34 protein-coding genes are annotated in these 19,957 nt (G+C 68.5%); 33 read left to right on the forward strand and 1 reads right to left on the reverse strand.

The window, feature by feature from the left end; genetic code table 11:
* The first annotated feature begins 2 nt into the window (after positions 1–2).
* The 33 genes from rplC (at position 3) to truA (ending at position 17,896) form a co-directional block, all read left to right on the forward strand.
* On the forward strand, positions 3–668 hold the full coding sequence (gene rplC, locus HC028_RS09630) for a 50S ribosomal protein L3 (RefSeq protein ID WP_168075431.1): 666 nt from the start codon (positions 3–5) through the stop codon (positions 666–668).
* The gene (gene rplD / locus HC028_RS09635) at positions 665–1,315 is read left to right on the forward strand and encodes a 50S ribosomal protein L4 (RefSeq protein WP_168075434.1); all 651 of its coding nucleotides are present in this window, start codon (positions 665–667) and stop codon (positions 1,313–1,315) included. Before rplC ends, rplD begins: the two co-directional genes overlap by 4 nt.
* The gene (rplW, locus tag HC028_RS09640; RefSeq protein ID WP_168075437.1) at positions 1,312–1,614 is read left to right on the forward strand and encodes a 50S ribosomal protein L23; all 303 of its coding nucleotides are present in this window, start codon (positions 1,312–1,314) and stop codon (positions 1,612–1,614) included. The genes rplD and rplW overlap by 4 nt, the downstream gene beginning before the upstream one ends.
* A gap of 13 nt (positions 1,615–1,627) precedes the next feature.
* A complete protein-coding gene (rplB, locus tag HC028_RS09645) occupies positions 1,628–2,467 on the forward strand; it encodes a 50S ribosomal protein L2 (RefSeq protein WP_168075441.1) in 840 nt (279 codons plus the stop codon).
* 13 nt (positions 2,468–2,480) lie between these two features.
* On the forward strand, positions 2,481–2,762 hold the full coding sequence (rpsS, locus tag HC028_RS09650) for a 30S ribosomal protein S19 (RefSeq protein ID WP_168075443.1): 282 nt from the start codon (positions 2,481–2,483) through the stop codon (positions 2,760–2,762).
* A 32-nt stretch (positions 2,763–2,794) separates the two neighbouring features.
* The gene (gene rplV, locus HC028_RS09655; protein ID WP_168075445.1) at positions 2,795–3,277 is read left to right on the forward strand and encodes a 50S ribosomal protein L22; all 483 of its coding nucleotides are present in this window, start codon (positions 2,795–2,797) and stop codon (positions 3,275–3,277) included.
* Positions 3,277–4,119, forward strand: a complete 843-nt coding sequence (gene rpsC / locus HC028_RS09660; RefSeq protein ID WP_168075447.1) for a 30S ribosomal protein S3 — start codon at positions 3,277–3,279, stop codon at positions 4,117–4,119. The genes rplV and rpsC overlap by 1 nt, the downstream gene beginning before the upstream one ends.
* A 3-nt stretch (positions 4,120–4,122) precedes the next feature.
* Positions 4,123–4,548: a 50S ribosomal protein L16 gene (gene rplP / locus HC028_RS09665; RefSeq protein ID WP_168075458.1), complete on the forward strand. Its 426-nt coding sequence runs from the start codon at positions 4,123–4,125 to the stop codon at positions 4,546–4,548.
* Positions 4,548–4,781: a 50S ribosomal protein L29 gene (gene rpmC, locus HC028_RS09670; protein WP_168075460.1), complete on the forward strand. Its 234-nt coding sequence runs from the start codon at positions 4,548–4,550 to the stop codon at positions 4,779–4,781. The genes rplP and rpmC overlap by 1 nt, the downstream gene beginning before the upstream one ends.
* Entirely contained in the window at positions 4,778–5,047 is a 270-nt protein-coding gene (rpsQ, locus tag HC028_RS09675; RefSeq protein ID WP_168075472.1) for a 30S ribosomal protein S17, read from the forward strand. Before rpmC ends, rpsQ begins: the two co-directional genes overlap by 4 nt.
* Before the next feature lie 74 nt (positions 5,048–5,121).
* A complete protein-coding gene (gene rplN, locus HC028_RS09680) occupies positions 5,122–5,490 on the forward strand; it encodes a 50S ribosomal protein L14 (protein WP_168075474.1) in 369 nt (122 codons plus the stop codon).
* A gap of 3 nt (positions 5,491–5,493) precedes the next feature.
* Positions 5,494–5,808 carry a 50S ribosomal protein L24 gene (gene rplX / locus HC028_RS09685; protein WP_168075476.1) on the forward strand — a complete coding sequence of 105 codons (315 nt, stop codon included), beginning with the start codon at positions 5,494–5,496 and terminating at the stop codon, positions 5,806–5,808.
* A complete protein-coding gene (rplE, locus tag HC028_RS09690) occupies positions 5,808–6,377 on the forward strand; it encodes a 50S ribosomal protein L5 (RefSeq protein WP_168075478.1) in 570 nt (189 codons plus the stop codon). The genes rplX and rplE overlap by 1 nt, the downstream gene beginning before the upstream one ends.
* A 3-nt stretch (positions 6,378–6,380) precedes the next feature.
* Positions 6,381–6,566 (forward strand): type Z 30S ribosomal protein S14, encoded by a 186-nt coding sequence (locus HC028_RS09695; protein ID WP_167925044.1) that lies wholly within the window; start codon positions 6,381–6,383, stop codon positions 6,564–6,566.
* 83 nt (positions 6,567–6,649) lie between these two features.
* On the forward strand, positions 6,650–7,057 hold the full coding sequence (gene rpsH, locus HC028_RS09700; protein WP_168075480.1) for a 30S ribosomal protein S8: 408 nt from the start codon (positions 6,650–6,652) through the stop codon (positions 7,055–7,057).
* Positions 7,058–7,069: 12 nt separating this feature from the next.
* Positions 7,070–7,612, forward strand: coding sequence for a 50S ribosomal protein L6 (rplF, locus tag HC028_RS09705; protein WP_168075482.1), 543 nt, complete (start codon positions 7,070–7,072; stop codon positions 7,610–7,612).
* Positions 7,609–8,004, forward strand: a complete 396-nt coding sequence (rplR, locus tag HC028_RS09710) for a 50S ribosomal protein L18 (protein WP_168075484.1) — start codon at positions 7,609–7,611, stop codon at positions 8,002–8,004. The genes rplF and rplR overlap by 4 nt, the downstream gene beginning before the upstream one ends.
* Before the next feature lie 13 nt (positions 8,005–8,017).
* On the forward strand, positions 8,018–8,638 hold the full coding sequence (gene rpsE, locus HC028_RS09715; RefSeq protein WP_168075485.1) for a 30S ribosomal protein S5: 621 nt from the start codon (positions 8,018–8,020) through the stop codon (positions 8,636–8,638).
* Positions 8,639–8,821, forward strand: a complete 183-nt coding sequence (gene rpmD / locus HC028_RS09720) for a 50S ribosomal protein L30 (RefSeq protein ID WP_168075486.1) — start codon at positions 8,639–8,641, stop codon at positions 8,819–8,821.
* Between the two features lie 4 nt (positions 8,822–8,825).
* The gene (gene rplO / locus HC028_RS09725) at positions 8,826–9,281 is read left to right on the forward strand and encodes a 50S ribosomal protein L15 (RefSeq protein WP_168075487.1); all 456 of its coding nucleotides are present in this window, start codon (positions 8,826–8,828) and stop codon (positions 9,279–9,281) included.
* 248 nt (positions 9,282–9,529) lie between these two features.
* Entirely contained in the window at positions 9,530–10,864 is a 1,335-nt protein-coding gene (gene secY, locus HC028_RS09730) for a preprotein translocase subunit SecY (protein ID WP_168075488.1), read from the forward strand.
* A 37-nt stretch (positions 10,865–10,901) separates the two neighbouring features.
* The gene (locus HC028_RS09735; protein ID WP_168075489.1) at positions 10,902–11,555 is read left to right on the forward strand and encodes an adenylate kinase; all 654 of its coding nucleotides are present in this window, start codon (positions 10,902–10,904) and stop codon (positions 11,553–11,555) included.
* 3 nt (positions 11,556–11,558) lie between these two features.
* Positions 11,559–12,413: a type I methionyl aminopeptidase gene (gene map, locus HC028_RS09740; protein WP_168075934.1), complete on the forward strand. Its 855-nt coding sequence runs from the start codon at positions 11,559–11,561 to the stop codon at positions 12,411–12,413.
* A 17-nt stretch (positions 12,414–12,430) separates the two neighbouring features.
* Entirely contained in the window at positions 12,431–12,607 is a 177-nt protein-coding gene (locus tag HC028_RS09745; RefSeq protein ID WP_168075490.1) for a hypothetical protein, read from the forward strand.
* On the forward strand, positions 12,608–12,787 hold the full coding sequence (locus tag HC028_RS09750; protein ID WP_168075491.1) for a hypothetical protein: 180 nt from the start codon (positions 12,608–12,610) through the stop codon (positions 12,785–12,787).
* 235 nt (positions 12,788–13,022) lie between these two features.
* Entirely contained in the window at positions 13,023–13,244 is a 222-nt protein-coding gene (gene infA / locus HC028_RS09755; protein WP_007073013.1) for a translation initiation factor IF-1, read from the forward strand.
* A 193-nt stretch (positions 13,245–13,437) separates the two neighbouring features.
* Positions 13,438–13,551, forward strand: coding sequence for a 50S ribosomal protein L36 (gene rpmJ / locus HC028_RS09760; protein ID WP_168075495.1), 114 nt, complete (start codon positions 13,438–13,440; stop codon positions 13,549–13,551).
* Positions 13,552–13,771: 220 nt separating this feature from the next.
* Positions 13,772–14,152: a 30S ribosomal protein S13 gene (gene rpsM, locus HC028_RS09765; RefSeq protein ID WP_168075502.1), complete on the forward strand. Its 381-nt coding sequence runs from the start codon at positions 13,772–13,774 to the stop codon at positions 14,150–14,152.
* Positions 14,153–14,176: 24 nt separating this feature from the next.
* On the forward strand, positions 14,177–14,587 hold the full coding sequence (gene rpsK, locus HC028_RS09770) for a 30S ribosomal protein S11 (protein ID WP_168075507.1): 411 nt from the start codon (positions 14,177–14,179) through the stop codon (positions 14,585–14,587).
* Between the two features lie 20 nt (positions 14,588–14,607).
* Entirely contained in the window at positions 14,608–15,234 is a 627-nt protein-coding gene (rpsD, locus tag HC028_RS09775) for a 30S ribosomal protein S4 (RefSeq protein WP_168075516.1), read from the forward strand.
* Between the two features lie 80 nt (positions 15,235–15,314).
* Complete coding sequence (locus HC028_RS09780; protein ID WP_168075518.1) at positions 15,315–16,337, forward strand: DNA-directed RNA polymerase subunit alpha; 1,023 nt, start codon at positions 15,315–15,317, stop codon at positions 16,335–16,337.
* An 89-nt stretch (positions 16,338–16,426) separates the two neighbouring features.
* A complete protein-coding gene (rplQ, locus tag HC028_RS09785; RefSeq protein WP_168075520.1) occupies positions 16,427–16,954 on the forward strand; it encodes a 50S ribosomal protein L17 in 528 nt (175 codons plus the stop codon).
* 30 nt (positions 16,955–16,984) lie between these two features.
* Positions 16,985–17,896 carry a tRNA pseudouridine(38-40) synthase TruA gene (truA, locus tag HC028_RS09790; RefSeq protein ID WP_168075522.1) on the forward strand — a complete coding sequence of 304 codons (912 nt, stop codon included), beginning with the start codon at positions 16,985–16,987 and terminating at the stop codon, positions 17,894–17,896.
* A 9-nt stretch (positions 17,897–17,905) separates the two neighbouring features.
* Here truA and HC028_RS09795 read toward each other — a convergent pair whose 3' ends face one another.
* On the reverse strand, positions 17,906–19,885 hold the full coding sequence (locus HC028_RS09795; RefSeq protein WP_168075524.1) for a hypothetical protein: 1,980 nt from the start codon (positions 19,883–19,885) through the stop codon (positions 17,906–17,908).
* Positions 19,886–19,957 lie beyond the last annotated feature (72 nt).

Here is a 19,957-nt window from a genome sequence, read left to right on the forward strand (position 1 = left end):
TAATGGACAGGCAAGTCAAGGGGATTCTGGGCGCGAAGCTCGGCATGACCCAGGTCTGGGACAACAACCGTGTTGTTCCGGTGACCGTGGTTCAGGCCGAACCCAACGTCGTGACCCAGGTACGCACCGCGGACAAGGACGGCTACACCGCCGTTCAGCTCGCATACGGCGCGATCGACCCGCGGAAGGTGAACAAGCCGAAGGCCGGTCACTACGCCAAGTCCGGCGTGGCGCCGCGACGGCACATCGTCGAGTTGCGGACGGTCGACGCCTCGGACTACGGACTCGGCGACGAGGTCACCGTTGAGACGTTCGAGCCCGGCCAGGTCATCGACGTGACCGGCCGGACCAAGGGCAAGGGCTTCGCGGGTGTCATGAAGCGCCACGGCTTCAAGGGTCTGGGCGCCGGTCACGGTGTCGAGCGCAAGCACCGCTCGCCCGGCTCGATCGGCGGCTGTGCCACGCCGGGCCGTGTCTTCAAGGGCGTGCGGATGGCCGGTCGCATGGGTGGTGTCCGCTACACCGTGCAGAACCTGACCGTGCAGGCGGTCGACCCGGAGAACAACGTGATTCTGGTTCGCGGCGCCGTTCCCGGCCCCGCGGGCGCCCTGATCCTGCTGCGCACCGCGGCGAAGGGCCAGTCCAAGAAGGGCGGTGCTGCCAAGTGAGCACGGTTGACGTGATCGGCGTTGACGGCAACGCCTCGGGCTCCGTCGAGCTGCCCGCCGCGATCTTCGACGCGCAGGCCAACGTCCCGCTGATGCACCAGGTTGTGGTCGCTCAGCTGGCGGCCGCGCGCCAGGGCACGCACAAGGTGAAGACCCGTGGCGAGGTCGCCGGCGGCGGCAAGAAGCCGTACAAGCAGAAGGGCACCGGTCGTGCCCGTCAGGGCTCGATCCGCGCGCCGCAGTTCACCGGCGGTGGCGTCGTGCACGGCCCGGTGCCGCGCGACTACAGCCAGCGGACCCCGAAGAAGATGAAGGCCGCCGCGCTGCGCGGTGCCCTGTCGGACCGGGCGCGTGACGGTCGGGTGTCGGTCGTCTCGACGTTCGTCGAGGGTGACGCGCCGAAGACCAAGGACGCGCTGCGCGTGCTGAAGTCGGTCGCCGAGACCGGCCGGGTGCTGGTCGTGCTCGGTCGCGCGGACGAGACCAACTGGCTGAGCCTGCGCAACGAGCCGCGGGTGCATCTGCTCGCTGCCGACCAGCTCAACACGTACGACGTGCTGGTCTCCGACCAGGTCGTCTTCACCGCGGACGCGCTGGACGAGTTCCTCGCGGTGGCGGGTAATGGCAAGAAGGGGGCCGAGCAGTGAGCACTGTCGCTGACCCGCGGGATGTGATCATCGCTCCCGTGGTCTCGGAGAAGAGCTACGGCGAACTCAACCGGAACTGGTACACGTTCCTGGTACACCCGGACGCGAACAAGACTGAAATCAAGATCGCGATTCAGCAGATCTTCAATGTTCACGTCCTGTCGGTGAACACGCTCAACCGCGAGGGCAAGCGCAAGCGCACCCGCACCGGCTGGGGGAAGCGCAAGGACACGAAGCGGGCGATGATCAAGCTCGCCGACGGTGACCGGATTGAGGCCTTCGGCGGCCCGGTCAGCTGAGGGGTAAAAGACAATGGGTATCCGCAAGTACAGGCCCACGACGCCCGGTCGTCGCGGCGCCAGCGTGGCCGACTTCGCCGAGGTGACTCGGACGGAGCCGGAGAAGTCGCTGCTGCGCCCGCTGACGAACAAGGGTGGTCGTAACGCCCACGGCAAGGTCACCGCTCGTCACCAGGGTGGCGGCCACAAGCGGCAGTACCGTCTGATCGACTTCAAGCGGGTCGACAAGGACGGCGTGCCGGCGAAGGTCGCGCACATCGAGTACGACCCCAACCGCACCGCGCGCATCGCGCTGCTGCACTACCTCGACGGCGAGAAGCGCTACATCATCGCGCCGCAGGGGCTGGGCCAGGGCGACCGCGTCGAATCCGGCCCGGGTGCTGACATCCGGCCGGGCAACAACCTGCCGCTGCGCAACATCCCGGTCGGTACCACGATCCACGCGGTGGAGCTGCGCCCGGGCGGCGGGGCCAAGCTGGCTCGCTCGGCCGGCGTGGGCATCCAGCTGCTTGGCCGCGAGGGCGACTACGCGACGCTGCGTATGCCGTCGGGTGAGATCCGCCGTGTCTCGGTGTTCTGCCGCGCCACGGTGGGCGAGATCGGCAACGCCGAGCAGTCGAACATCAACTGGGGCAAGGCCGGCCGGATGCGGTGGAAGGGCAAGCGCCCGACCGTCCGTGGTGTGGCCATGAACCCGGTCGACCACCCACACGGTGGTGGTGAGGGTAAGACCTCCGGTGGTCGCCACCCGGTTAACCCGCAGGGTAAGCCCGAGGGCCGTACCCGCCGGAAGGGCCAGCCCAGCGACCGCCTCATCGTCCGCCGGCGCTACGCCACTCGGAAGCGCGGCTAAGGAGCGATAGAAGATGCCACGCAGCCTTAAGAAGGGCCCGTTCGTCGACGACCACCTGATCAAGAAGGTGGAAGCGCAGAACGAGAAGAACTCCAAGAACGTCATCAAGACGTGGTCGCGGCGTTCCACGATCACTCCGGAGATGCTCGGCCACACCATCGCCGTGCACGACGGACGTAAGCATGTGCCGGTGTTCGTGACGGAGGCGATGGTCGGGCACAAGCTCGGCGAGTTTGCCCTGACGCGTACGTTCAAGGGGCACGAAAAGGAAGACCGAAAGAGCCGCCGCCGCTAGGCGGGTCGAAGGAACGACAGGAGACAACAGCGATGCCAAGCAAGGCAGCTCCGGCGCTTCCGGGCGCCCGAGCCGTTGCGCGATACGTACGCGTATCGCCGATGAAGGCGCGCCGTGTGGTCAACCTCGTTCGCGGCCTGCCCGCGAAGGAGGCTCTCACGGTGCTGCAGTTCGCGCCGCAGTCGGCCAGCGAGCCGGTGTACAAGGTGCTGGCGAGCGCGATCGCCAACGCCGAGAACAACGAGCGGCTCGACCCTGACTCGCTGCTCGTGAGCGAGGCGTTCGTCGACGAGGGCCCGACGCTCAAGCGGTTCCGGCCGCGGGCGCAGGGCCGGGCGTACCGGATCCGCAAGCGCACGTGCCACATCACGATCGCGGTCGAGAGCGTTCCGCCGGCGCAGCAGCGTGGCGGCCCGGCTAAGGCGACCAAGGCCGCCGCGAAGGCGGCTCCGGCCAAGGCGACCAAGAAGGCGCAGCCGGCGGCTAAGGCAGCAGCCGAGGAGGAGACCGAGTAATGGGTCAGAAAGTCCACCCGCACGGGTTCCGGCTCGGCATCAGCACCGACTGGAAGTCCCGCTGGTACGCGGACAAGCTCTACAAGGACTACATCGCGGAGGACGTCAAGATCCGCCGGATGATGTCCAAGGGCCTGGAGCGCGCTGGAATCGCCAAGGTCGACATCGAGCGCACCCGGGACCGGGTCCGTGTGGACATCCACACCGCCCGCCCCGGCATCGTCATCGGACGTAAGGGTGCCGAGGCCGACCGCATCCGCGGGGAGCTGGAGAAGCTCACCGGCAAGCAGGTGCAGCTGAACATCATCGAGGTGAAGAACCCCGAGTCGGATGCTCAGCTGGTGGCGCAGGGCGTCGCTGAGCAGCTGTCCAGCCGGGTCAGCTTCCGCCGTGCGATGCGCAAGGCGATGCAGTCGGCGATGAAGAACCCGCTGGTACGCGGTATCCGGGTGCAGGTTTCGGGTCGCCTCGGCGGCGCCGAGATGAGCCGGACCGAGTTCTACCGCGAGGGTCGGGTTCCCCTGCACACGCTGCGGGCCAACATCGAGTACGGCTTCTTTGAGGCCCGTACCACCTTCGGCCGGATCGGCGTGAAGGTTTGGATCTACAAGGGTGACGCCGTGCCGGGCCGCGAGGCCCCGGCCGAGCAGGCTCCGACCCGGGGTCGCCGTGACCGTGGCGACCGTCCCGAGCGCCCGCGTCGCGGCCGTTCCGGCTCGTCGGGTACGACCGCCGGTGGCACCGAGGCTGGTCGTGCGGCTGCTGCCGCACAGGCAGCTCAGAGCAACGTGGCGGCACCGGCTGAGCAGGCCGCGCCGGCAGCAACGCAGCAGGAGGGCTGATCAATGCTGATGCCGCGTAAGCCCCCGAAGGGCTTCCGCAAGCCGCACCACCCGGACCGTAGCGGTGCGGCGAAGGGCGGCACCCGGGTGAGCTTCGGTGAGTTCGGCATTCAGGCTCTCGAGCCGGCGTACGTGACCAACCGCCAGATCGAGTCGGCCCGTATCGCCATGACCCGCCACATCAAGCGTGGTGGCAAGGTCTGGATCACCGTGTTCCCGGACCAGGCGATCACCAAGAAGCCGGCCGAGACGCGGATGGGTTCCGGTAAGGGCTCGCCCGAGTGGTGGGTCGCGAACGTGAAGCCGGGCCGGATCCTGTTTGAGATGTCGTTCCCGAACGAGGCGATTGCGCGAGAGGCGATGCGTCGCGCGATCCACAAGCTTCCCATGAAGTGCCGCATCGTCACACGTGAAGGGGCTGAGGGCTGATGGCAGCGGGCACCAAGGCCACTGAGCTGCGTGAACTCTCCGACGAGGAGCTGACCACGCGGCTGCGGGAGGCTAAGGCCGAGCTGTTCAACCTGCGGGTGCAGGCGGCTACCGGCCAGTTGGAGAGCCAGGGCCGACTGCAGGTCATCCGGCGCGAGATCGCCCGGGTTTACACGATCATGCGTGAGCGCGAGCTGGGTCTCTCGGCCGCGCCGGTTGAGGTGGCGTCATGAGTGAGAGCGTGGAAGAGCGCGGCCGGCGCAAGGTCCGTGAGGGCCTCGTCGTCAGCGACAAGATGGACAAGACCGTGGTCGTCGCCGTGGAGGATCGGGTCAAGCACCCGCTCTACGGCAAGGTCATGCGGCGCACCAATAAGCTGCAGGCGCACGACGAGCAGAACTCGTGCGGCATCGGCGACCGGGTGCTGCTGATGGAGACCCGGCCGCTGTCCGCCACCAAGCGCTGGCGGGTCGTGGAGATCCTCGAGAAGGCCAAGTAAGCGCCCACAGGCGTTGAGTTCCGCCAGGCTTCGGGGCACGTCTCCGAAGAACCGGCAGACATACAGGAGTTGACGTGATCCAGCAGGAGTCGCGACTGCGCGTCGCCGACAACACGGGTGCCCGGGAGATTCTGTGCATCCGCGTACTCGGTGGCTCCGGTCGGCGCTACGCAGGCATCGGCGACGTCATTGTCGCCACCGTGAAGGACGCGATCCCGGGCGCCGGCGTGAAGAAGGGCGACGTGGTCAAGGCCGTCGTGGTCCGGACCGCCAAGGAGCGGCGGCGGCCCGACGGTTCGTACATCAAGTTCGACGAGAACGCCGCCGTGATCATTAAGGACGGCGGTGACCCGCGCGGTACCCGTATCTTCGGCCCCGTCGGGCGTGAACTGCGCGACAAGCGGTTCATGAAGATCATCTCTCTCGCCCCGGAGGTGTTGTAGACCGTGAAGGTAAAGAAGGGCGACACGGTTCTCGTCATCGCCGGCAAGGACAAGGGAGCCAAGGGTAAGGTCATCGCGGCTTACCCGAAGCTCGACAAGGTCCTGGTCGAGGGCGTTAACCGGGTCAAGAAGCACACGCGAGTGAGCACCACTCAGCGTGGCGCGAAGACCGGCGGCATCGTCACCCAGGAAGCGCCGATCCACGTGTCGAACGTGCAGGTGCTTGACTCCGACGGCAAGCCGACCCGGGTCGGTTACCGGGTGGACGACAGTGGCCAGAAGATTCGTGTCGCGCGCAGCAACGGTAAGGACCTGTGATGACGACTGCGACTCCTGAGAAGACCATGCCGCGTCTGAAGCAGCGGTACCGCGCGGAGATCGCGGCCCAGCTGCGCGAGCAGTTCGGCTACGCCAACCCGATGCAGATCCCCGGTCTGGTCAAGATCGTGGTGAACATGGGTGTCGGTGAGGCGGCTCGCGACGCCAAGCTGATCGACGGCGCGGTCCGTGACCTCGCCACGATCACCGGCCAGAAGCCGCAGGTGCGCCGGGCCACCAAGTCCATCGCGCAGTTCAAGCTGCGTGAGGGCATGCCGATCGGCGCGAAGGTGACGCTGCGCGGCGACCGGATGTGGGAGTTCCTGGACCGGCTGCTGTCGATCGCGCTGCCGCGTATCCGTGACTTCCGCGGTCTGGACGGGCGCAAGCTCGACGGCCACGGCAACTACACGTTCGGGCTCACCGAGCAGTCGGTGTTCCACGAGATCGACCAGGACCGGATCGATCGGCCGCGGGGCATGGACATCACCATCGTGACCACCGCGACGACGGACGACGAGGGCCGAGCGCTGCTCAAGCTGCTGGGCTTCCCGTTCAAGGAGAGCTGACCCATGGCGAAGAAGGCGCTGATCCTCAAGGCGGCGCGCAAGCCGAAGTTCTCGGTGCGTGCCTACACCCGCTGCCAGCGGTGTGGCCGGCCGAAGGCGGTTTACCGCAAGTTCGGCCTGTGCCGGGTTTGCATCCGCGAGATGGCGCACCGGGGCGAGTTGCCCGGCGTGTCCAAGGCTTCCTGGTAACTCAAGCGCAAGCTTCCCGCTTCGCCGTAGGCCCGCAGACCAATTCGTGCGGGAACCGCGGTGAGAAAGGCTGACGAATACCCATGACCATGACCGACCCGATCGCAGACATGTTGACGCGTCTGCGTAACGCCAACCAGGCGTACCACGACCGGGTGGCGATGCCCTACTCGAAGATCAAGGCGAACGTCGCCGAGGTCCTCAAGGCGGAGGGCTACGTCTCCTCCTGGTCCGTGCAGGAGCCCGAAGAGGGCGCTGTCGGCAAGACCCTGATCGTGGAGCTCAAGTACGGCCCGAACCGCGAGCGCAGCCTCGCCGGTATCCGGCGCGTTTCCAAGCCCGGCCTCCGGGTGTACGCGAAGGCGCCTGAGCTGCCGCGCGTACTCGGTGGTCTCGGCGTGGCCGTGATCTCGACGTCCCAGGGACTGCTCACTGACCGGCAGGCCCGCAAGCGAGGGGTGGGCGGGGAAGTCCTCGCCTACGTCTGGTGAGGAAGATCTGCAATGTCGCGAATCGGACGTAAGCCAATTACGGTGCCCGCCGGCGTCGATGTCGCCATCGACGGCCAGACCATCACGGTCAAGGGGCCGAAGGGGCAGCTCTCGCACACTCTCGCCGAGCCGATCACGGCCGAGCGGGGCGAAGACGGCCAGCTGTACGTGACCCGGCCCAACGACGAGCGTCGGGCCAAGGAACTGCACGGACTGTCCCGCACCCTGATCGCCAACATGGTCGTCGGTGTTACTGAGGGTTACCGTAAGAGCCTGGAAATCGCCGGCACCGGTTACCGCGTGCAGGCCAAGGGTTCGGACCTCGAGTTCGCCCTCGGCTTCTCGCACCCGGTGACGGTCACGCCGCCGACCGGAATCACCTTCACGGTGGAGCGGCCGACGCTGTTCCACGTTGCCGGCATCGACAAGCAGTTGGTGGGCGAGGTCGCCGCCAACATCCGCAAGATCCGGCCGCCGGAGCCCTACAAGGGCAAGGGCGTCAAGTACCAGGGCGAGGTCATCCGCCGCAAGGCTGGAAAGGCAGGTAAGAAGTGACGGCCACGCTGCAAAAGCGCCGCAACGCCGGCGGGATCGCCGCGGCGCGTCGCGTTGGACGCGCACGCCGGCACTTCCGTATCCGCAAGCGGCTCACCGGCACGCCGGAGCGTCCTCGCCTGGTGGTCACCCGGTCGCTGCGGAACATCACCGCTCAGGTGGTGGACGACACCACGGGCCACACGCTGGTCTCGGCTTCTACGCTGGACGCCGCTGTCCGTGGCGCCGAGGGCGACAAGCGCGCCCAGGCAGCCAAGGTTGGCGCCCTGCTGGCCGAGCGTGCGAAGGCCGCGGGTGTCAGCAAGGTCGTCTTCGACCGTGGTGGCAACCAGTACGCGGGGCGCATCGCCGCGCTGGCTGACGCCGCCCGCGAAGCCGGACTCGAGTTCTAGGAAGGAACCCCTAATGCCAGGTCAACAGCGCAGGGGCGGCGGGTCCGGTAGCACCGAAGGTGGCGGCCGTCGCGATAACCGCCGTGAGGGCGGTGGCCGGGGCGGAGCGCCGGCCGAGAAGACTCCCCACCTCGAGCGGGTAGTCGCGATCAACCGGGTAGCCAAGGTCGTCAAGGGCGGTCGTCGGTTCAGCTTCACCGCGCTGGTCGTGGTGGGCGACGGCGACGGCACCGTGGGCGTCGGCTACGGCAAGGCCAAGGAGGTGCCCGCGGCGATCGCCAAGGGTGTCGAGGAGGCCAAGAAGCACTTCTTCAAGGTGCCGCGGATCGCCGCCTCCATTCCGCACCCGGTGCAGGGCGAGGACGCTGCCGGGGTCGTGCTGCTCAAGCCGGCCAGTGCCGGAACGGGCGTCATCGCCGGTGGTCCGGTGCGTGCCGTCCTGGAGTGCGCCGGCATCCACGACGTGCTGTCGAAGAGCCTCGGCTCGTCGAACGCGATCAACATCGTGCACGCGACCGTGAACGCCCTGAAGCGGCTCGAGTCGCCGGAGGCGGTGGCCACCCGTCGTGGTTTGCCGGTCGAGGATGTGGCGCCGGCCGCGATGCTCGCGGCTCGTGCCGGGACGGGGGCATAAGTGGCACGCCTCAAGGTGACCCAGGTACGTTCCGAGATCGGGTCGAAGCAGAACCAGCGGGACACGCTGCGTTCGCTCGGCCTGAAGCGGATCCGCGACGCGGTCGTCAAGGAAGACCGCCCCGAGATCCGGGGCATGATCCAGACGGTGACGCACCTCGTCCGGGTCGAGGAGGTCGAGTAATCCAATGACGATCAAGGTTCATGACCTGCGGCCGGCTCCGGGCGCCAAGACCGCGAAGACCCGCGTGGGTCGCGGTGAGGGCTCCAAGGGCAAGTCCGCTGGCCGCGGTACCAAGGGCAGCAAGGCCCGTGGCAACATCCCCGCTTGGTTCGAGGGTGGGCAGATGCCGCTGCACATGCGGCTGCCGAAGCTGAAGGGCTTCAAGAACAAGTTCAAGGTCGAGTTCCAGGTCGTCAACCTGGACCGCCTCGCGGAGCTGTTCCCGCAGGGCGGCCAGGTCGGCCCGGTCGAGCTTGCCAGCGCCGGTGCGGTCCGCAAGGGCCAGCTGGTGAAGGTGCTCGGCACGGGTGACCTGGGCGGTGTCCGGCTGGACATCACCGCCCACGCGTTCAGCGCCTCGGCCCGCGAGAAGATCGCGGCCGCTGGTGGCTCGGCCCGCGTGGTCGGCGAGGAGTCCTGACGGACCGCTCCGGCCATGTCGTCCATCGACTGTCATGCGCGATCTCCGATCACGGTGCTCCGGCTCCGTGGTCGGAGATCGTCGCTTGGCGATAGGTGTAGGCCGCGCGGGCGTGATGCCACGCACGGGGGCTGTTAGAGTCCGTTCCGAACCATCACTCGTACTCATCCGACCGATCTCACGCGGCAAAGCCGCGCGGGAACCTGAATCCGCCAACCGGCGGGCCGCTTTTGGCGCAGGAGGAAGCCGTGTCATCCCCCTTCATCAGTGCGTTCAAGACGCCTGACCTGCGCAAGAAGCTCTTGTTCACGGTCGCGATGGTCGCGGTCTACCGGCTGGGCGCCACGATGCCCAGCCCGGGCGTGTCGTACACGAACGTCCAGAAGTGCATCGAGCGGGTCCACGCCAGTGACACCACGGGCGTCTTCATGCTGCTGGACCTGTTCTCCGGCGGGGCGCTGCTTCAGCTGTCGGTCTTCGCGCTCGGAATCATGCCGTACATCACCGCCAGCATCATCCTGCAGCTGCTCACCGTGGTCATTCCGCGGTTGGAGCAGCTCCGCAAGGAAGGCCAGGCGGGCCAGGCGAAGATCACCCAGTACACCCGCTATCTCACCCTCGGCCTGGCGATCCTGCAGTCCTCGGCGTTTGTGGCGCTGGCCCGCTCCGGTCAGCTGTTCAACAACCAGTGCCCCGAGTACCCGATCGTCCCCAGCACCAGCCTGCCGATGTGGGTGACCGTCGGCGCTCTGGTGGTCACGATGACGGCGGGCACCGGCGTTGTCATGTGGCTCGGTGAGCTGATCACCGACCGCGGTATCGGCAACGGCATGTCGGTCCTGATCTTCACGTCGATCGCGGCCCGCCTGCCCGCCGAGGGGCGCCAGATCTGGCAGAACAGCCCGTACAAGTTCTTCGCGGTGCTCGCCATCGGCGTCATCGTCATCGCGTTCGTGGTCTTCCTCGAGCAGGCGCAGCGCCGGGTGCCGGTCCAGTACGCCAAGCGGATGATCGGTCGCCGCATGTACGGCGGGACCTCGACCTACATCCCGCTCAAGGTGAACCAGGCGGGTGTCATCCCGGTCATCTTCGCCTCGTCGTTGCTGTACCTGCCGCAGCTGATCATCCAGCTGATGGGGGAGAAGGCGACGAACAACAGCGTGCTGGTCTGGATCGACAGGCACTTCGTGCAGCAGGGCGCGATGAACGGGCCGTACTATGTCGGCACCTACTTCTTGCTGATCATCTTCTTCACGTACTTCTACGTGTCGATCACCTTCAACCCGACTGAGGTGGCCGACAACATGAAGAAGTACGGCGGGTTCGTACCGGGCATCCGCCCGGGTAAGCCGACCGCCGAGTATCTGGACTTCATTCTGAGCCGCATCACGCTGCCAGGTGCGATCTACCTCGGGATCATCGCAGTCCTGCCGAACCTGTTCATCGGGTTCGTCGGGGGTAATCTGCAAAACTTCCCGTTCGGCGGCACAGCGGTGCTGATCATGGTTGGTGTCGGTCTAGAAACGGTAAAGCAGATCGAGAGCCAGCTGATGCAGCGCAATTACGAAGGATTCCTCAGGTGACCGGGTCGGCCACCCTGTACGAGTCGGGGGCATACGCGTGAGGTTGGTGCTGGTCGGTCCTCCGGGGGCGGGCAAGGGGACCCAGGCCGAGTTCATCGCAGCACATCTCGCCGTGCCCAAGATCTCGACCGGTGACATCTTCCGGGCCAACGTCTCGCAGGGCACCCCGCTCGGCGTGGAGGCCAAGCGCTACATGGACGCGGGCCAGTTGGTGCCGGACGAGGTGACCATCAACATGGTCCGCGACCGGCTCGCCGAGGCGGACGCCGCTGACGGCTTCCTGCTCGACGGCTTCCCGCGGACGGTGCCGCAGGCGGCCGCGCTCGACAAGCTGCTGGTCGACATGGGCAGCTCGCTGGACCTGGTGCTCGAACTCGTGGTCGACGACGACGAGGTCATCCGGCGGCTGTCCGGCCGGCGCACCTGCCGGGGCTGCGGCAAGATCTGGCACATCGAGTTCGATTCCACCTCGCGTGAGGGCATCTGCGACCGGTGCGGCTCGGAACTGTTCCAGCGTGACGACGACAAGGCCGAGACGATTGCGAATCGGCTGGTGGAGTACTCGTCCAAGACCGCGCCGCTGGTCGACTACTACGGTGCCCAGGGCAAGCTGGTGGGCATCGACGCGACCGGCCCCGTCGAAGATGTGACGCTCCGGGCGATCGACGCCCTGCGCTCGTACGGTGGATAAGTGATGGCCGAACGGCACTGGGACATCGAGTACAAGACGCCGGAGCAGATTCGCAAGATGCGCGCGGCGGGTCTGCTCGTGGCCGCCACGTTGGAGAAGCTCCGGGACGCCGTGGCGCCGGGGGTGTCGACGGCGGATCTTGACGCGATCGCCGAGGAGTCGATCCGATCGGGCGGCGGGATTCCGTCGTTCCTCGGTTACCACGGCTACCCGGCGTCGATCTGCACCTCGGTCAACAATGAGATCGTGCACGCCATCCCGAGCGCGAAAGCGGTTCTGCGCGAGGGCGACGTCATCTCGATCGACTGCGGAGCGATCGTGGACGGCTGGCACGGTGACTCGGCGATCACCGTCGGCGTCGGCGAGGCCCGCCGGGACGTGCTGCGGATGGCGCAGGTCGCCGAGGACGCCATGTGGGCCGGCATCGCGGAGGCGGCGCGTGGACTCCGGTCCGGCCGGGGTCGCCTGACTGACATCTCCCACGCGATCCAGTCAAGTGTCCGGAAGGCCGGCCGGTACGGCATCGTCGAGGGGTACGGCGGACACGGCATCGGCACCCAGATGCACCAGGACCCGTTCGTGCTCAACTACGGCCGGCCGGGTAAGGGCCCGCTCCTGCAGGCGGGCCTGTGCATCGCGATCGAGCCGATGCTCACCCTCGGCCGGTCGCGGACCGTCGAACTCGAGGACGGGTGGACCGTGGTCACCGCGGACGGCTCGCCGGCGGTGCACGTGGAGCACTCGATCGCCCTCTGCGAGGACGGCGTGTGGGTGCTCACCGCCGCAGACGGTGGCCGGGAGCGGCTGGGGGAGTTGGCCGCGGAGATGGCCCGGACGGAGCCCGCCAAGCAGGCATGACCTGCTGCCCGCCGGGTATGCGTGACCTGCCCGGTCCGGAGCGGGCTCAGCTCGTACCTCCGCCACCGGCGGATCCCACCGCGCGTAAGCCACCGACGGCGCCCGAGACCCGGGAACGCCGCGGGTTCCCGCAGTGGATCTTCGCGGCATGGAGCGGCTGGCTGACCGTCTCGATCATCGTCAACGTGGTCTGATTGCTCACTCGAGCCGGTTACTACTGGCCGAAGTGGGTCATGGGCCCCTGGGGAGCGGTTCTGCTCGCTGGCACCGTCAACGGGCTGATGTTCGGTGGGGGCGGCCAGAGCAAGTCGGGCCGCAAGGCGGCCAGGCGCCAGGAGCGCGACCTGCGGCGTGGGGAGCGGCGGGGATACTGACGCCGCTATCACGGCGGCGGTGTAGACACGCCCGACCGCGGGTGCGCGGAACCCCGGTTTGCCGTAGAGGACATGCCGCGCGTAGACTGGCACACTGGCGCGCAGCGTCCCTTCTGGCATGCCTGCCCCGCGCTTCGGCGGGCGGCCAGATTCCGCGGCTGGCATGGGTACCTCGGTTACCCGTGAAGGGCGATGTGGGCCAGCCAACCAGTCCCGACGTCAGGTAGCGGAGGACATGCCGAAGAAGGACGGGGCCATCGAGATCGAGGGCCGGGTGATCGAGCCACTCCCGAACGCAATGTTCAGGGTGGAGCTCGCCAACGGCCACAAGGTCTTGGCCCACATTAGCGGCAAGATGCGTCAGCACTACATCCGCATCCTGCCCGAGGACAGGGTCGTCGTCGAGCTTTCGCCGTACGACCTGACCCGCGGGCGCATCGTCTATCGCTACAAGTGAGCTGACGGTCGGGCCGACCGTTGTTCAGGGCCGCTGTGGTCCGGTGACGACGTGCCGAGACAAGAGCTCGACGACCGGTCGGTACCGCGGGGTGTACCCGCGGGTCGGACTGGTCGAATAATGGTCGGTTCCCCTTCCGGGCCGGGCGCTTCTGTGCCTGGTGTGGAAGGGACGGGAAGCAAGGGCACATACCGTGAAGGTCAAGCCGAGCGTTAAGAAGATCTGCAACAAGTGCCGCGTCATCCGCCGGCACGGCCGGGTCATGATCATCTGCGCTGACCCGCGCCACAAGCAGCGCCAGGGCTGATGACCTGCGCTGGGCCGCCGCGCGAAGCGAGCGGACCAGAGTGGTCACTTACCCCCGGCACCTAGCTAGCTGAATACAGGCTCGTCCCAGCCGCGAGCACGCGCCGCCGATAGGGTTCGGCGCTTCGTGGCTAACCCCCGGTCGGAGGCCGGGGCCCGCCCGGGCAGGCGGGGTGGGGCGGGCACAGACCTCCGATGAACCATGAGGAGCACGCCCGCACATGGCACGTCTAGCCGGCGTCGATCTCCCCCGCGAGAAGCGGATGGAGATCGCGCTCACCTACATTTTCGGCATTGGCCGTACCCGCGCCGTCGAGGCGCTCTCCGCAACCGGTATCAGCCCGGACAAGCGCGCGAAGGACCTGACCGACGAAGAGGTCGTCCTGCTGCGTGACTACATCGAAGGCAACTTCCGGGTCGAGGGTGATCTGCGCCGCGAGGTCGCCGCCGACATTCGGCGCAAGGTGGAGATCGGCTGCTACGCCGGTATCCGTCACCGTCGCGGCCTGCCGGTGCGCGGTCAGCGCACTCGCACCAACGCGCGTACCCGCAAGGGTCCCAAGCGCACCGTCGCCGGTAAGAAGAAGCCGGGCAAGAAGTAAAAAGACTTAGGAGCGCATAGACACATGCCACCCAAGGCACGCGCCGGCTCGGCCGCAGTCAAGAAGGTCCGGCGCAAGGAACGCAAGAATGTCGCGCACGGCCAGGCGCACATCAAGAGCACGTTCAACAACACGATCGTCTCCATCACCGACCCGACCGGTGCGGTGATCTCCTGGGCCTCCTCCGGCCAGGTGGGCTTCAAGGGCTCGCGCAAGTCGACCCCGTTCGCCGCGCAGTTGGCCGCCGAGGCCGCCGCGCGTCGCGCGATGGAGCACGGGATGCGCAAGGTCGACGTCTTCGTGAAGGGCCCGGGCTCGGGCCGAGAGACCGCTATCCGTTCGCTGCAGGCCGTCGGCCTCGAGGTCGGTCAGATCTCCGACGTCACGCCCCAGCCGCACAACGGGTGCCGTCCGCCGAAGCGTCGCCGGGTCTAAGGGTCTGAGGAGATAGATAGATGGCACGTTACACAGGAGCCGACTGCCGTCGGTGCCGCCGCGAGAAGATGAAGCTGTTCCTCAAGGGCAGCAAGTGCGAAGGGCCGAAGTGCCCGTTCGAGTCGCGCCCCTTCCCGCCCGGCCAGCACGGTCGCGGTCGGCCGAAGGAGACCGAGTACCTGCTTCAGCTTCGTGAGAAGCAGAAGGCCCGCCGCATCTACGGCATCCTGGAGAAGCAGTTCCGCGGGTACTACGAGGAGGCGGTGCGCAAGCCGGGTAAGACCGGTGAGGTGCTGCTGCAGATCCTCGAGTCGCGGCTGGACAACGTGGTCTACCGGGCCGGGTACGCGCACTCGCGCGACATGGCCCGTCAGTTGGTCACGCACGGCCACATCCTGGTCAACGGCAAGAAGGTCAACGTCCCGTCCTACCGGGTTCGTGAGCACGACATCGTTTCGGTGCGCGAGAAGTCGCGTGAGATGACGCCGTTCGTGGTCGCGAACGCGCAGGCCGGGAGCCGGACCGTGCCGGCCTGGCTGGAGGCGATCCCGAGCGAGATGAAGATTCTGGTCCACTCGCTGCCGGCCCGTCAGGTCATCGACACGCAGGTCCAGGAACAGCTCATCGTCGAGCTCTACTCGAAGTAAGTGTTTGTGGGGGGCGTCCGCCCCCCACAAAAAACGTTGGCGTCATATAGCGGGCGCCTGACGTACTGGAGGAAAAGCAAGTGCTCATCTCTCAGCGGCCGAGCCTCTCGGAAGAGCAGCTCAGCGACGTCCGTTCCAAGTTCACCATCGAACCGCTCGAGCCCGGCTTCGGGTACACCCTCGGCAACTCGCTGCGGCGTACCCTGCTGTCGTCCATCCCGGGCGCGGCCGTGACCTCGATCAAGATCGACGGCGTGCTGCACGAGTTCACCACCATCCCCGGTGTCAAGGAGGATGTGGTCGAGCTGGTCATGAACGTCAAGGAGCTGGTCGTCAGCTCCGAGCATGACGAGCCGGTCTCGATGTACCTGCGCAAGCAGGGCCCCGGCGACGTCACCGCGGGCGACATCCAGCCCCCGGCCGGCGTCTCGGTGCACAACCCCGACCTGAAGCTCGCGACGCTGAACGGCAAGGGCCGGCTGGACATGGAGCTGACCGTCGAGCGTGGCCGCGGCTACGTCTCGGCGTCGCAGAACAAGACGCCCGGCCAGGAGATCGGCCGGATCCCGGTCGACTCGATCTACTCGCCGGTGCTGAAGGTGACGTACCGCGTCGAGGCGACCCGTGTCGAGCAGCGCACCGACTTCGACCGTCTGATCATCGACGTCGAGTCGAAGCCTGCGATCAGCCCGCGTACCGCGTTGGCCTCGGCCGGCTCGACCCTGGTCGAGCTGTTCGGCCTGTGCCGCGAGCTGGACGAGACCGCCGAGGGTATCGACATCGGCCCGTCGCCGCAGGACGCCCAGCTGGCCGCCGACCTCGCCCTGCCGATCGAGGAGCTGGACCTGACGGTCCGGTCGTACAACTGCCTCAAGCGCGAGGGCATCAACACGGTTGGTGAGCTGATCGGGCGCACCGAGGCCGACCTGCTCGATATAAGGAATTTCGGGCAGAAGAGCATCGACGAGGTCAAGATGAAGCTCGCCGGTATGGGTCTGGGTCTGAAGGACTCGGCCCCGACCTTCGACCCGGCGCATGTCGTGGACTCCTTCGCCGAGGTGGACTACGACGCCGACGACTACCGCGAGACAGAGCAGCTCTGACCCGCTGCCCGCCGCGGCCGGTTCGCCGGCCGCGGCGGAACTATCGCGGCCGGGCGGCCGCGCCGGATTGTTACTGAGGAGCCCGAAAGATGCCCACGCCCACCAAGGGAGCCCGCCTCGGCGGCAGCCCCGCGCACGAGCGGTTGATGCTGGCGAACCTTGCCACGTCGCTGTTCAAGCACGGCCGAATCCAGACCACCGAGACCAAGGCCAGGCGGCTGCGCCCGCTGGCCGAGCAGCTGATCACCCGCGCCAAGCGTGGTGACCTGCACTCGCGTCGCCAGGTTCTCACCGTGGTGCGCGACAAGGACGTGGTGTTCGCGCTGTTCGACGAGATCGCACCCCGGTTCGCCAACCGTCCCGGCGGTTACACCCGCATCGTGAAGACCGGTCCGCGTAAGGGTGACAACGCGCCGATGGCGATCATCGAGCTGGTCGAGGAGCTGGTGGTGGCCGAGCCGGCCCAGCCGGCCAAGAAGGCCGCCGCCCGTAAGGCCGCCAAGGCCGAAGCGGTCGAGGCGCTCGCCGGTGGCGACGAGGCCGAGACCCCGGCGTCGGCCCCGGCGGCGACCGACGCCCCGGCCGCCGCGCCGGCGGACGAGGCCGACAAGTCCTGAAGTACTGCTGTGACAGCAGGCCCGGTTCCGATGGGAGCCGGGCCTGCTGCGTTGAAGTGGCTTGGTGGCGTGGAACCTATCAGTGATTCGACCGTGCGGCTGCGCTTGGACGTGGCCTACGACGGCACCGACTTCTCCGGCTGGGCGGTGCAGCCGGGACGGAGAACCGTCGCGGGCGTCCTGACCGAGGCGTTCGACCGGCTGTTCCACGGTGCCACCGGCCTCACCGTCGCCGGGCGTACCGATGCGGGTGTACACGCCACCGGCCAGGTGTGCCACGTGGATGTCGCGGGCGCGGACTGGGAGAGGGTGTCCGGCACGCTGATTCGTCGGCTGGCCGGCCTGCTCCCCGCCGACGTGCGTGTACGGGCGGCCCGGGTGGTGCCTGCGGCGTTCGACGCGCGCTTTTCCGCCCTTTTCCGGCGGTACGCGTACCGCGTGACCGACGCGCCGTACGGCGCGGATCCGCTGCGTCGCCACGACACTCTCGCCTGGCCGCGCCAGCTCGACCTCGAGGCGCTGAACGAGGCTGCGGCCGGCCTGCGCGGAGAGCACGACTTCGCCGCGTACTGCCGGCGCAAGGAGAACGCCACCACGATCCGGGCGGTGAGCCACCTGAACTGGCGGCGGGAGCCGGACGGCGTACTGGTGGCTACCGTGCAGGCGGACGCCTTCTGCCAGGCCATGGTCCGCAGCCTGGTCGGTGCGATGCTCGCGGCCGGCGAAGGGCGGCGTCCGCCGTCGTGGCCGGCGGGCCTGCTCAGCAGGCGGGAACGCGCCAGCGAGGTCACCGTGGCACCCGCACACGGCCTCACGTTGGTGGAAGTGGGGTACCCGGACGATCCCGCGGAGTACGCGGAGCGCGCGTTCGCCACCCGCCGCCGGCGGGACGACCCTGCCGCGCCGGCGGATCAGGTGGGCGCGGCGGTCACCAGCGAGTGAGCCTCGGCGTCACTTCGGGGTGCTGACCTGCCCACCCGCGCGGGCGGCCAGGACGGTGTCGCGCAGGTAGCCCTCGACGACATCGGAGATGGCCTGTTTGGACGCCGGGTCGTCGGCCGCGATCGGTTTGCCGTCGGCGCGCGCGACGATGCTGTACGCGAGGAAGTGGCCGAGTGGATGCCAGCCGAGCGTCGTCGGCGCGCGCACCATAGCCTCGGTGCCGTCGCCCGCAGCCAGACCGGTGAACCGGCCTTTCTGCGCGTCGAGCATCGGCTTGATCGTCTCGTACGCCTTGTTCGCGCCCGTCTCGTCGTTCAGGTTGAAGATGCCCGCGGTGATCAGGAACTGCGAGTCGCCTGACTTGAGCGTGCCGCGCACCACCTGTGAGCAGCCCAGATCGCCCAGCAGCGTCGCTACGTCGTCGGTCGCCGCGGTACGGCAGTCGGTCGCCTGGGTCTTGAGCACCTGATACTTCGCGGAGCCGGCGGTGACCTGCTTGCCGGAGAACACCTCCTGCTCGGTCAGCGGGGCCGGGTCGACGCTCCGGCTGGAGATGTCGCGCGCCTTGGCCCCCGCCCCGCTCGCCGCCGGCTTGGTCGGGGCCGGCTGACTCTGGCTGTTGATCAGGATGTACCCGCCGAGGCCGACCGCGGCGAGAACCAGCACCGCGACGACGACCAGCACTTTGGACAGCCAACCGGGGAGGGGCCGGGTGGACGCCCGCTGCCCGGCGGTCTGTGAGCGGGCCCGGCCCGGACGCGTCCCGGACGTATCCGGTATCCGGCGGCGGTTGGTGCCGCTCTCTTCGGCGGTACGGCGGCGCAGGACGCCGCTGTCCGCGAGCGTGCGGCGGCGGATCGCGCCGCTGTCGTCGACCGCGCGGCGGCGGCTGGTGCCGCTCTCTTCGGCGGTACGGCGGCGGAGGACCCCGCTGTCCTCGAGCGTGCGGCGGCGGACCGCGCCACTGTCCTCGAGCGTGCGGCGGCGGACCGCGCCACTGTCCTCGACCGCGCGGCGGCGGACCGCGCCGGTGTTCTCGCCGGGACGGCGACCGTCGCGCGGACCGTTTCCATTGGCCGGAGCGTCCAGGGGCGCGCCGGTGGGCACCCGCGCGGTCCCCGGTGGCGTGACGCGCGCGCTGGCGGTCATGCGCAGGGCCGGCGATGCGGCCGGATCGGGCCGCTGCGGTGCCTGCGGCGCCGACGGCTGGGGCGTGTTCCGGACCGGAACCGAGGCGGTAGCCGTGGTCCGGGTGGGCGGGGCCGGTGGCGGCGGCATAGGGGCCGGACGGGCGCCGCGGGGTTCGTCATCGGGCTCGGGCGCCCGTCTCCGGCCCCGGACCGGGCGGTCGGCGGGCTCGTGTCCGCTGCGGCCGTACCGCGGCTCTTCCGGTGCGACCGGGTCGAGCGGAGCGCTGTGGCGACCGCGCTCGGACGCCGGCTCGGAGGTTGTCTCGCCCCAGGCGCTCCGGCGGGCCGGCCGCGTGGGATCGATGCTCGGCAGGTCGCGGGGCTCCGTGCGCGGCGCCCACGGTTGGTCGGAAGCCGGGTCGTACGCCGGGGGAGCGGTGCCCCAGCCGCCGGGCTCGGGCTCGGCGCGCCGGCGGCGTGACGGCCGCTCCGGCGCGGGGCGGAAGCGGTCGGCGCGCTGTTCGCCCCGCTCGGCAGCGCCGAAGTCCCCCGGGGCGGACTCCGCCGCGCCGAAGTCCTCCGGGGCGGACTCCGCAGCGCCGAAGTCCCAGGCGTCGGGGGCCGCGCGCCGCCGCCGTCCGCGCCGCTCGGGCGCTCCCTCGGCGGGCGGTGCGAGGCGGTCGGCCGGGGCGGCGCCGAACGGATCCGGGATGTCGCCTTGCTCGTCCGCCCGCGTGGGACGGAAGCCCGCGAGCCAGTTCTCGGCGTCCTCGTCCTCGCTGACGGGGTGGGTCGCGCTCGTCCGGCGGGGCGAGTCCGACGACCAGCGTCGCCGTCGTGGCTCGCTCCCGTACGTCATGTCGCACAGGGTAGCCGACGGGACGACACGAAAATGGTCGCTTGCCCCGCCACACCGACAGATCGATCATCG

The organism is Planosporangium flavigriseum (assembly GCF_011947225.1).
Taxonomy (GTDB): domain Bacteria; phylum Actinomycetota; class Actinomycetes; order Mycobacteriales; family Micromonosporaceae; genus Planosporangium; species Planosporangium flavigriseum.

What these genes read in the sequence shown, in the direction of transcription:
- rplC (WP_168075431.1), top strand. Translation starts at nt 3, where the DNA reads ATGGACAGGCAAGTCAAGGGGATTCTGGGCGCGAAGCTCGGCATGACC.
- rplB (WP_168075441.1), top strand. Translation starts at nt 1,628, where the DNA reads ATGGGTATCCGCAAGTACAGGCCCACGACGCCCGGTCGTCGCGGCGCC.
- rpsS (WP_168075443.1), top strand. Translation starts at nt 2,481, where the DNA reads ATGCCACGCAGCCTTAAGAAGGGCCCGTTCGTCGACGACCACCTGATC.
- rplV (WP_168075445.1), top strand. Translation starts at nt 2,795, where the DNA reads ATGCCAAGCAAGGCAGCTCCGGCGCTTCCGGGCGCCCGAGCCGTTGCG.
- rpsC (WP_168075447.1), top strand. Translation starts at nt 3,277, where the DNA reads ATGGGTCAGAAAGTCCACCCGCACGGGTTCCGGCTCGGCATCAGCACC.
- rplP (WP_168075458.1), top strand. Translation starts at nt 4,123, where the DNA reads ATGCTGATGCCGCGTAAGCCCCCGAAGGGCTTCCGCAAGCCGCACCAC.
- rpmC (WP_168075460.1), top strand. Translation starts at nt 4,548, where the DNA reads ATGGCAGCGGGCACCAAGGCCACTGAGCTGCGTGAACTCTCCGACGAG.
- rpsQ (WP_168075472.1), top strand. Translation starts at nt 4,778, where the DNA reads ATGAGTGAGAGCGTGGAAGAGCGCGGCCGGCGCAAGGTCCGTGAGGGC.
- rplE (WP_168075478.1), top strand. Translation starts at nt 5,808, where the DNA reads ATGACGACTGCGACTCCTGAGAAGACCATGCCGCGTCTGAAGCAGCGG.
- HC028_RS09695 (WP_167925044.1), top strand. Translation starts at nt 6,381, where the DNA reads ATGGCGAAGAAGGCGCTGATCCTCAAGGCGGCGCGCAAGCCGAAGTTC.
- rpsH (WP_168075480.1), top strand. Translation starts at nt 6,650, where the DNA reads ATGACCATGACCGACCCGATCGCAGACATGTTGACGCGTCTGCGTAAC.
- rplF (WP_168075482.1), top strand. Translation starts at nt 7,070, where the DNA reads ATGTCGCGAATCGGACGTAAGCCAATTACGGTGCCCGCCGGCGTCGAT.
- rpsE (WP_168075485.1), top strand. Translation starts at nt 8,018, where the DNA reads ATGCCAGGTCAACAGCGCAGGGGCGGCGGGTCCGGTAGCACCGAAGGT.
- rplO (WP_168075487.1), top strand. Translation starts at nt 8,826, where the DNA reads ATGACGATCAAGGTTCATGACCTGCGGCCGGCTCCGGGCGCCAAGACC.
- map (WP_168075934.1), top strand. Translation starts at nt 11,559, where the DNA reads ATGGCCGAACGGCACTGGGACATCGAGTACAAGACGCCGGAGCAGATT.
- HC028_RS09745 (WP_168075490.1), top strand. Translation starts at nt 12,431, where the DNA reads ATGCGTGACCTGCCCGGTCCGGAGCGGGCTCAGCTCGTACCTCCGCCA.
- infA (WP_007073013.1), top strand. Translation starts at nt 13,023, where the DNA reads ATGCCGAAGAAGGACGGGGCCATCGAGATCGAGGGCCGGGTGATCGAG.
- rpsM (WP_168075502.1), top strand. Translation starts at nt 13,772, where the DNA reads ATGGCACGTCTAGCCGGCGTCGATCTCCCCCGCGAGAAGCGGATGGAG.
- rpsK (WP_168075507.1), top strand. Translation starts at nt 14,177, where the DNA reads ATGCCACCCAAGGCACGCGCCGGCTCGGCCGCAGTCAAGAAGGTCCGG.
- rpsD (WP_168075516.1), top strand. Translation starts at nt 14,608, where the DNA reads ATGGCACGTTACACAGGAGCCGACTGCCGTCGGTGCCGCCGCGAGAAG.
- rplQ (WP_168075520.1), top strand. Translation starts at nt 16,427, where the DNA reads ATGCCCACGCCCACCAAGGGAGCCCGCCTCGGCGGCAGCCCCGCGCAC.
- truA (WP_168075522.1), top strand. Translation starts at nt 16,985, where the DNA reads ATGGGAGCCGGGCCTGCTGCGTTGAAGTGGCTTGGTGGCGTGGAACCT.
- HC028_RS09795 (WP_168075524.1), bottom strand. Translation starts at nt 19,885, where the DNA reads ATGACGTACGGGAGCGAGCCACGACGGCGACGCTGGTCGTCGGACTCG.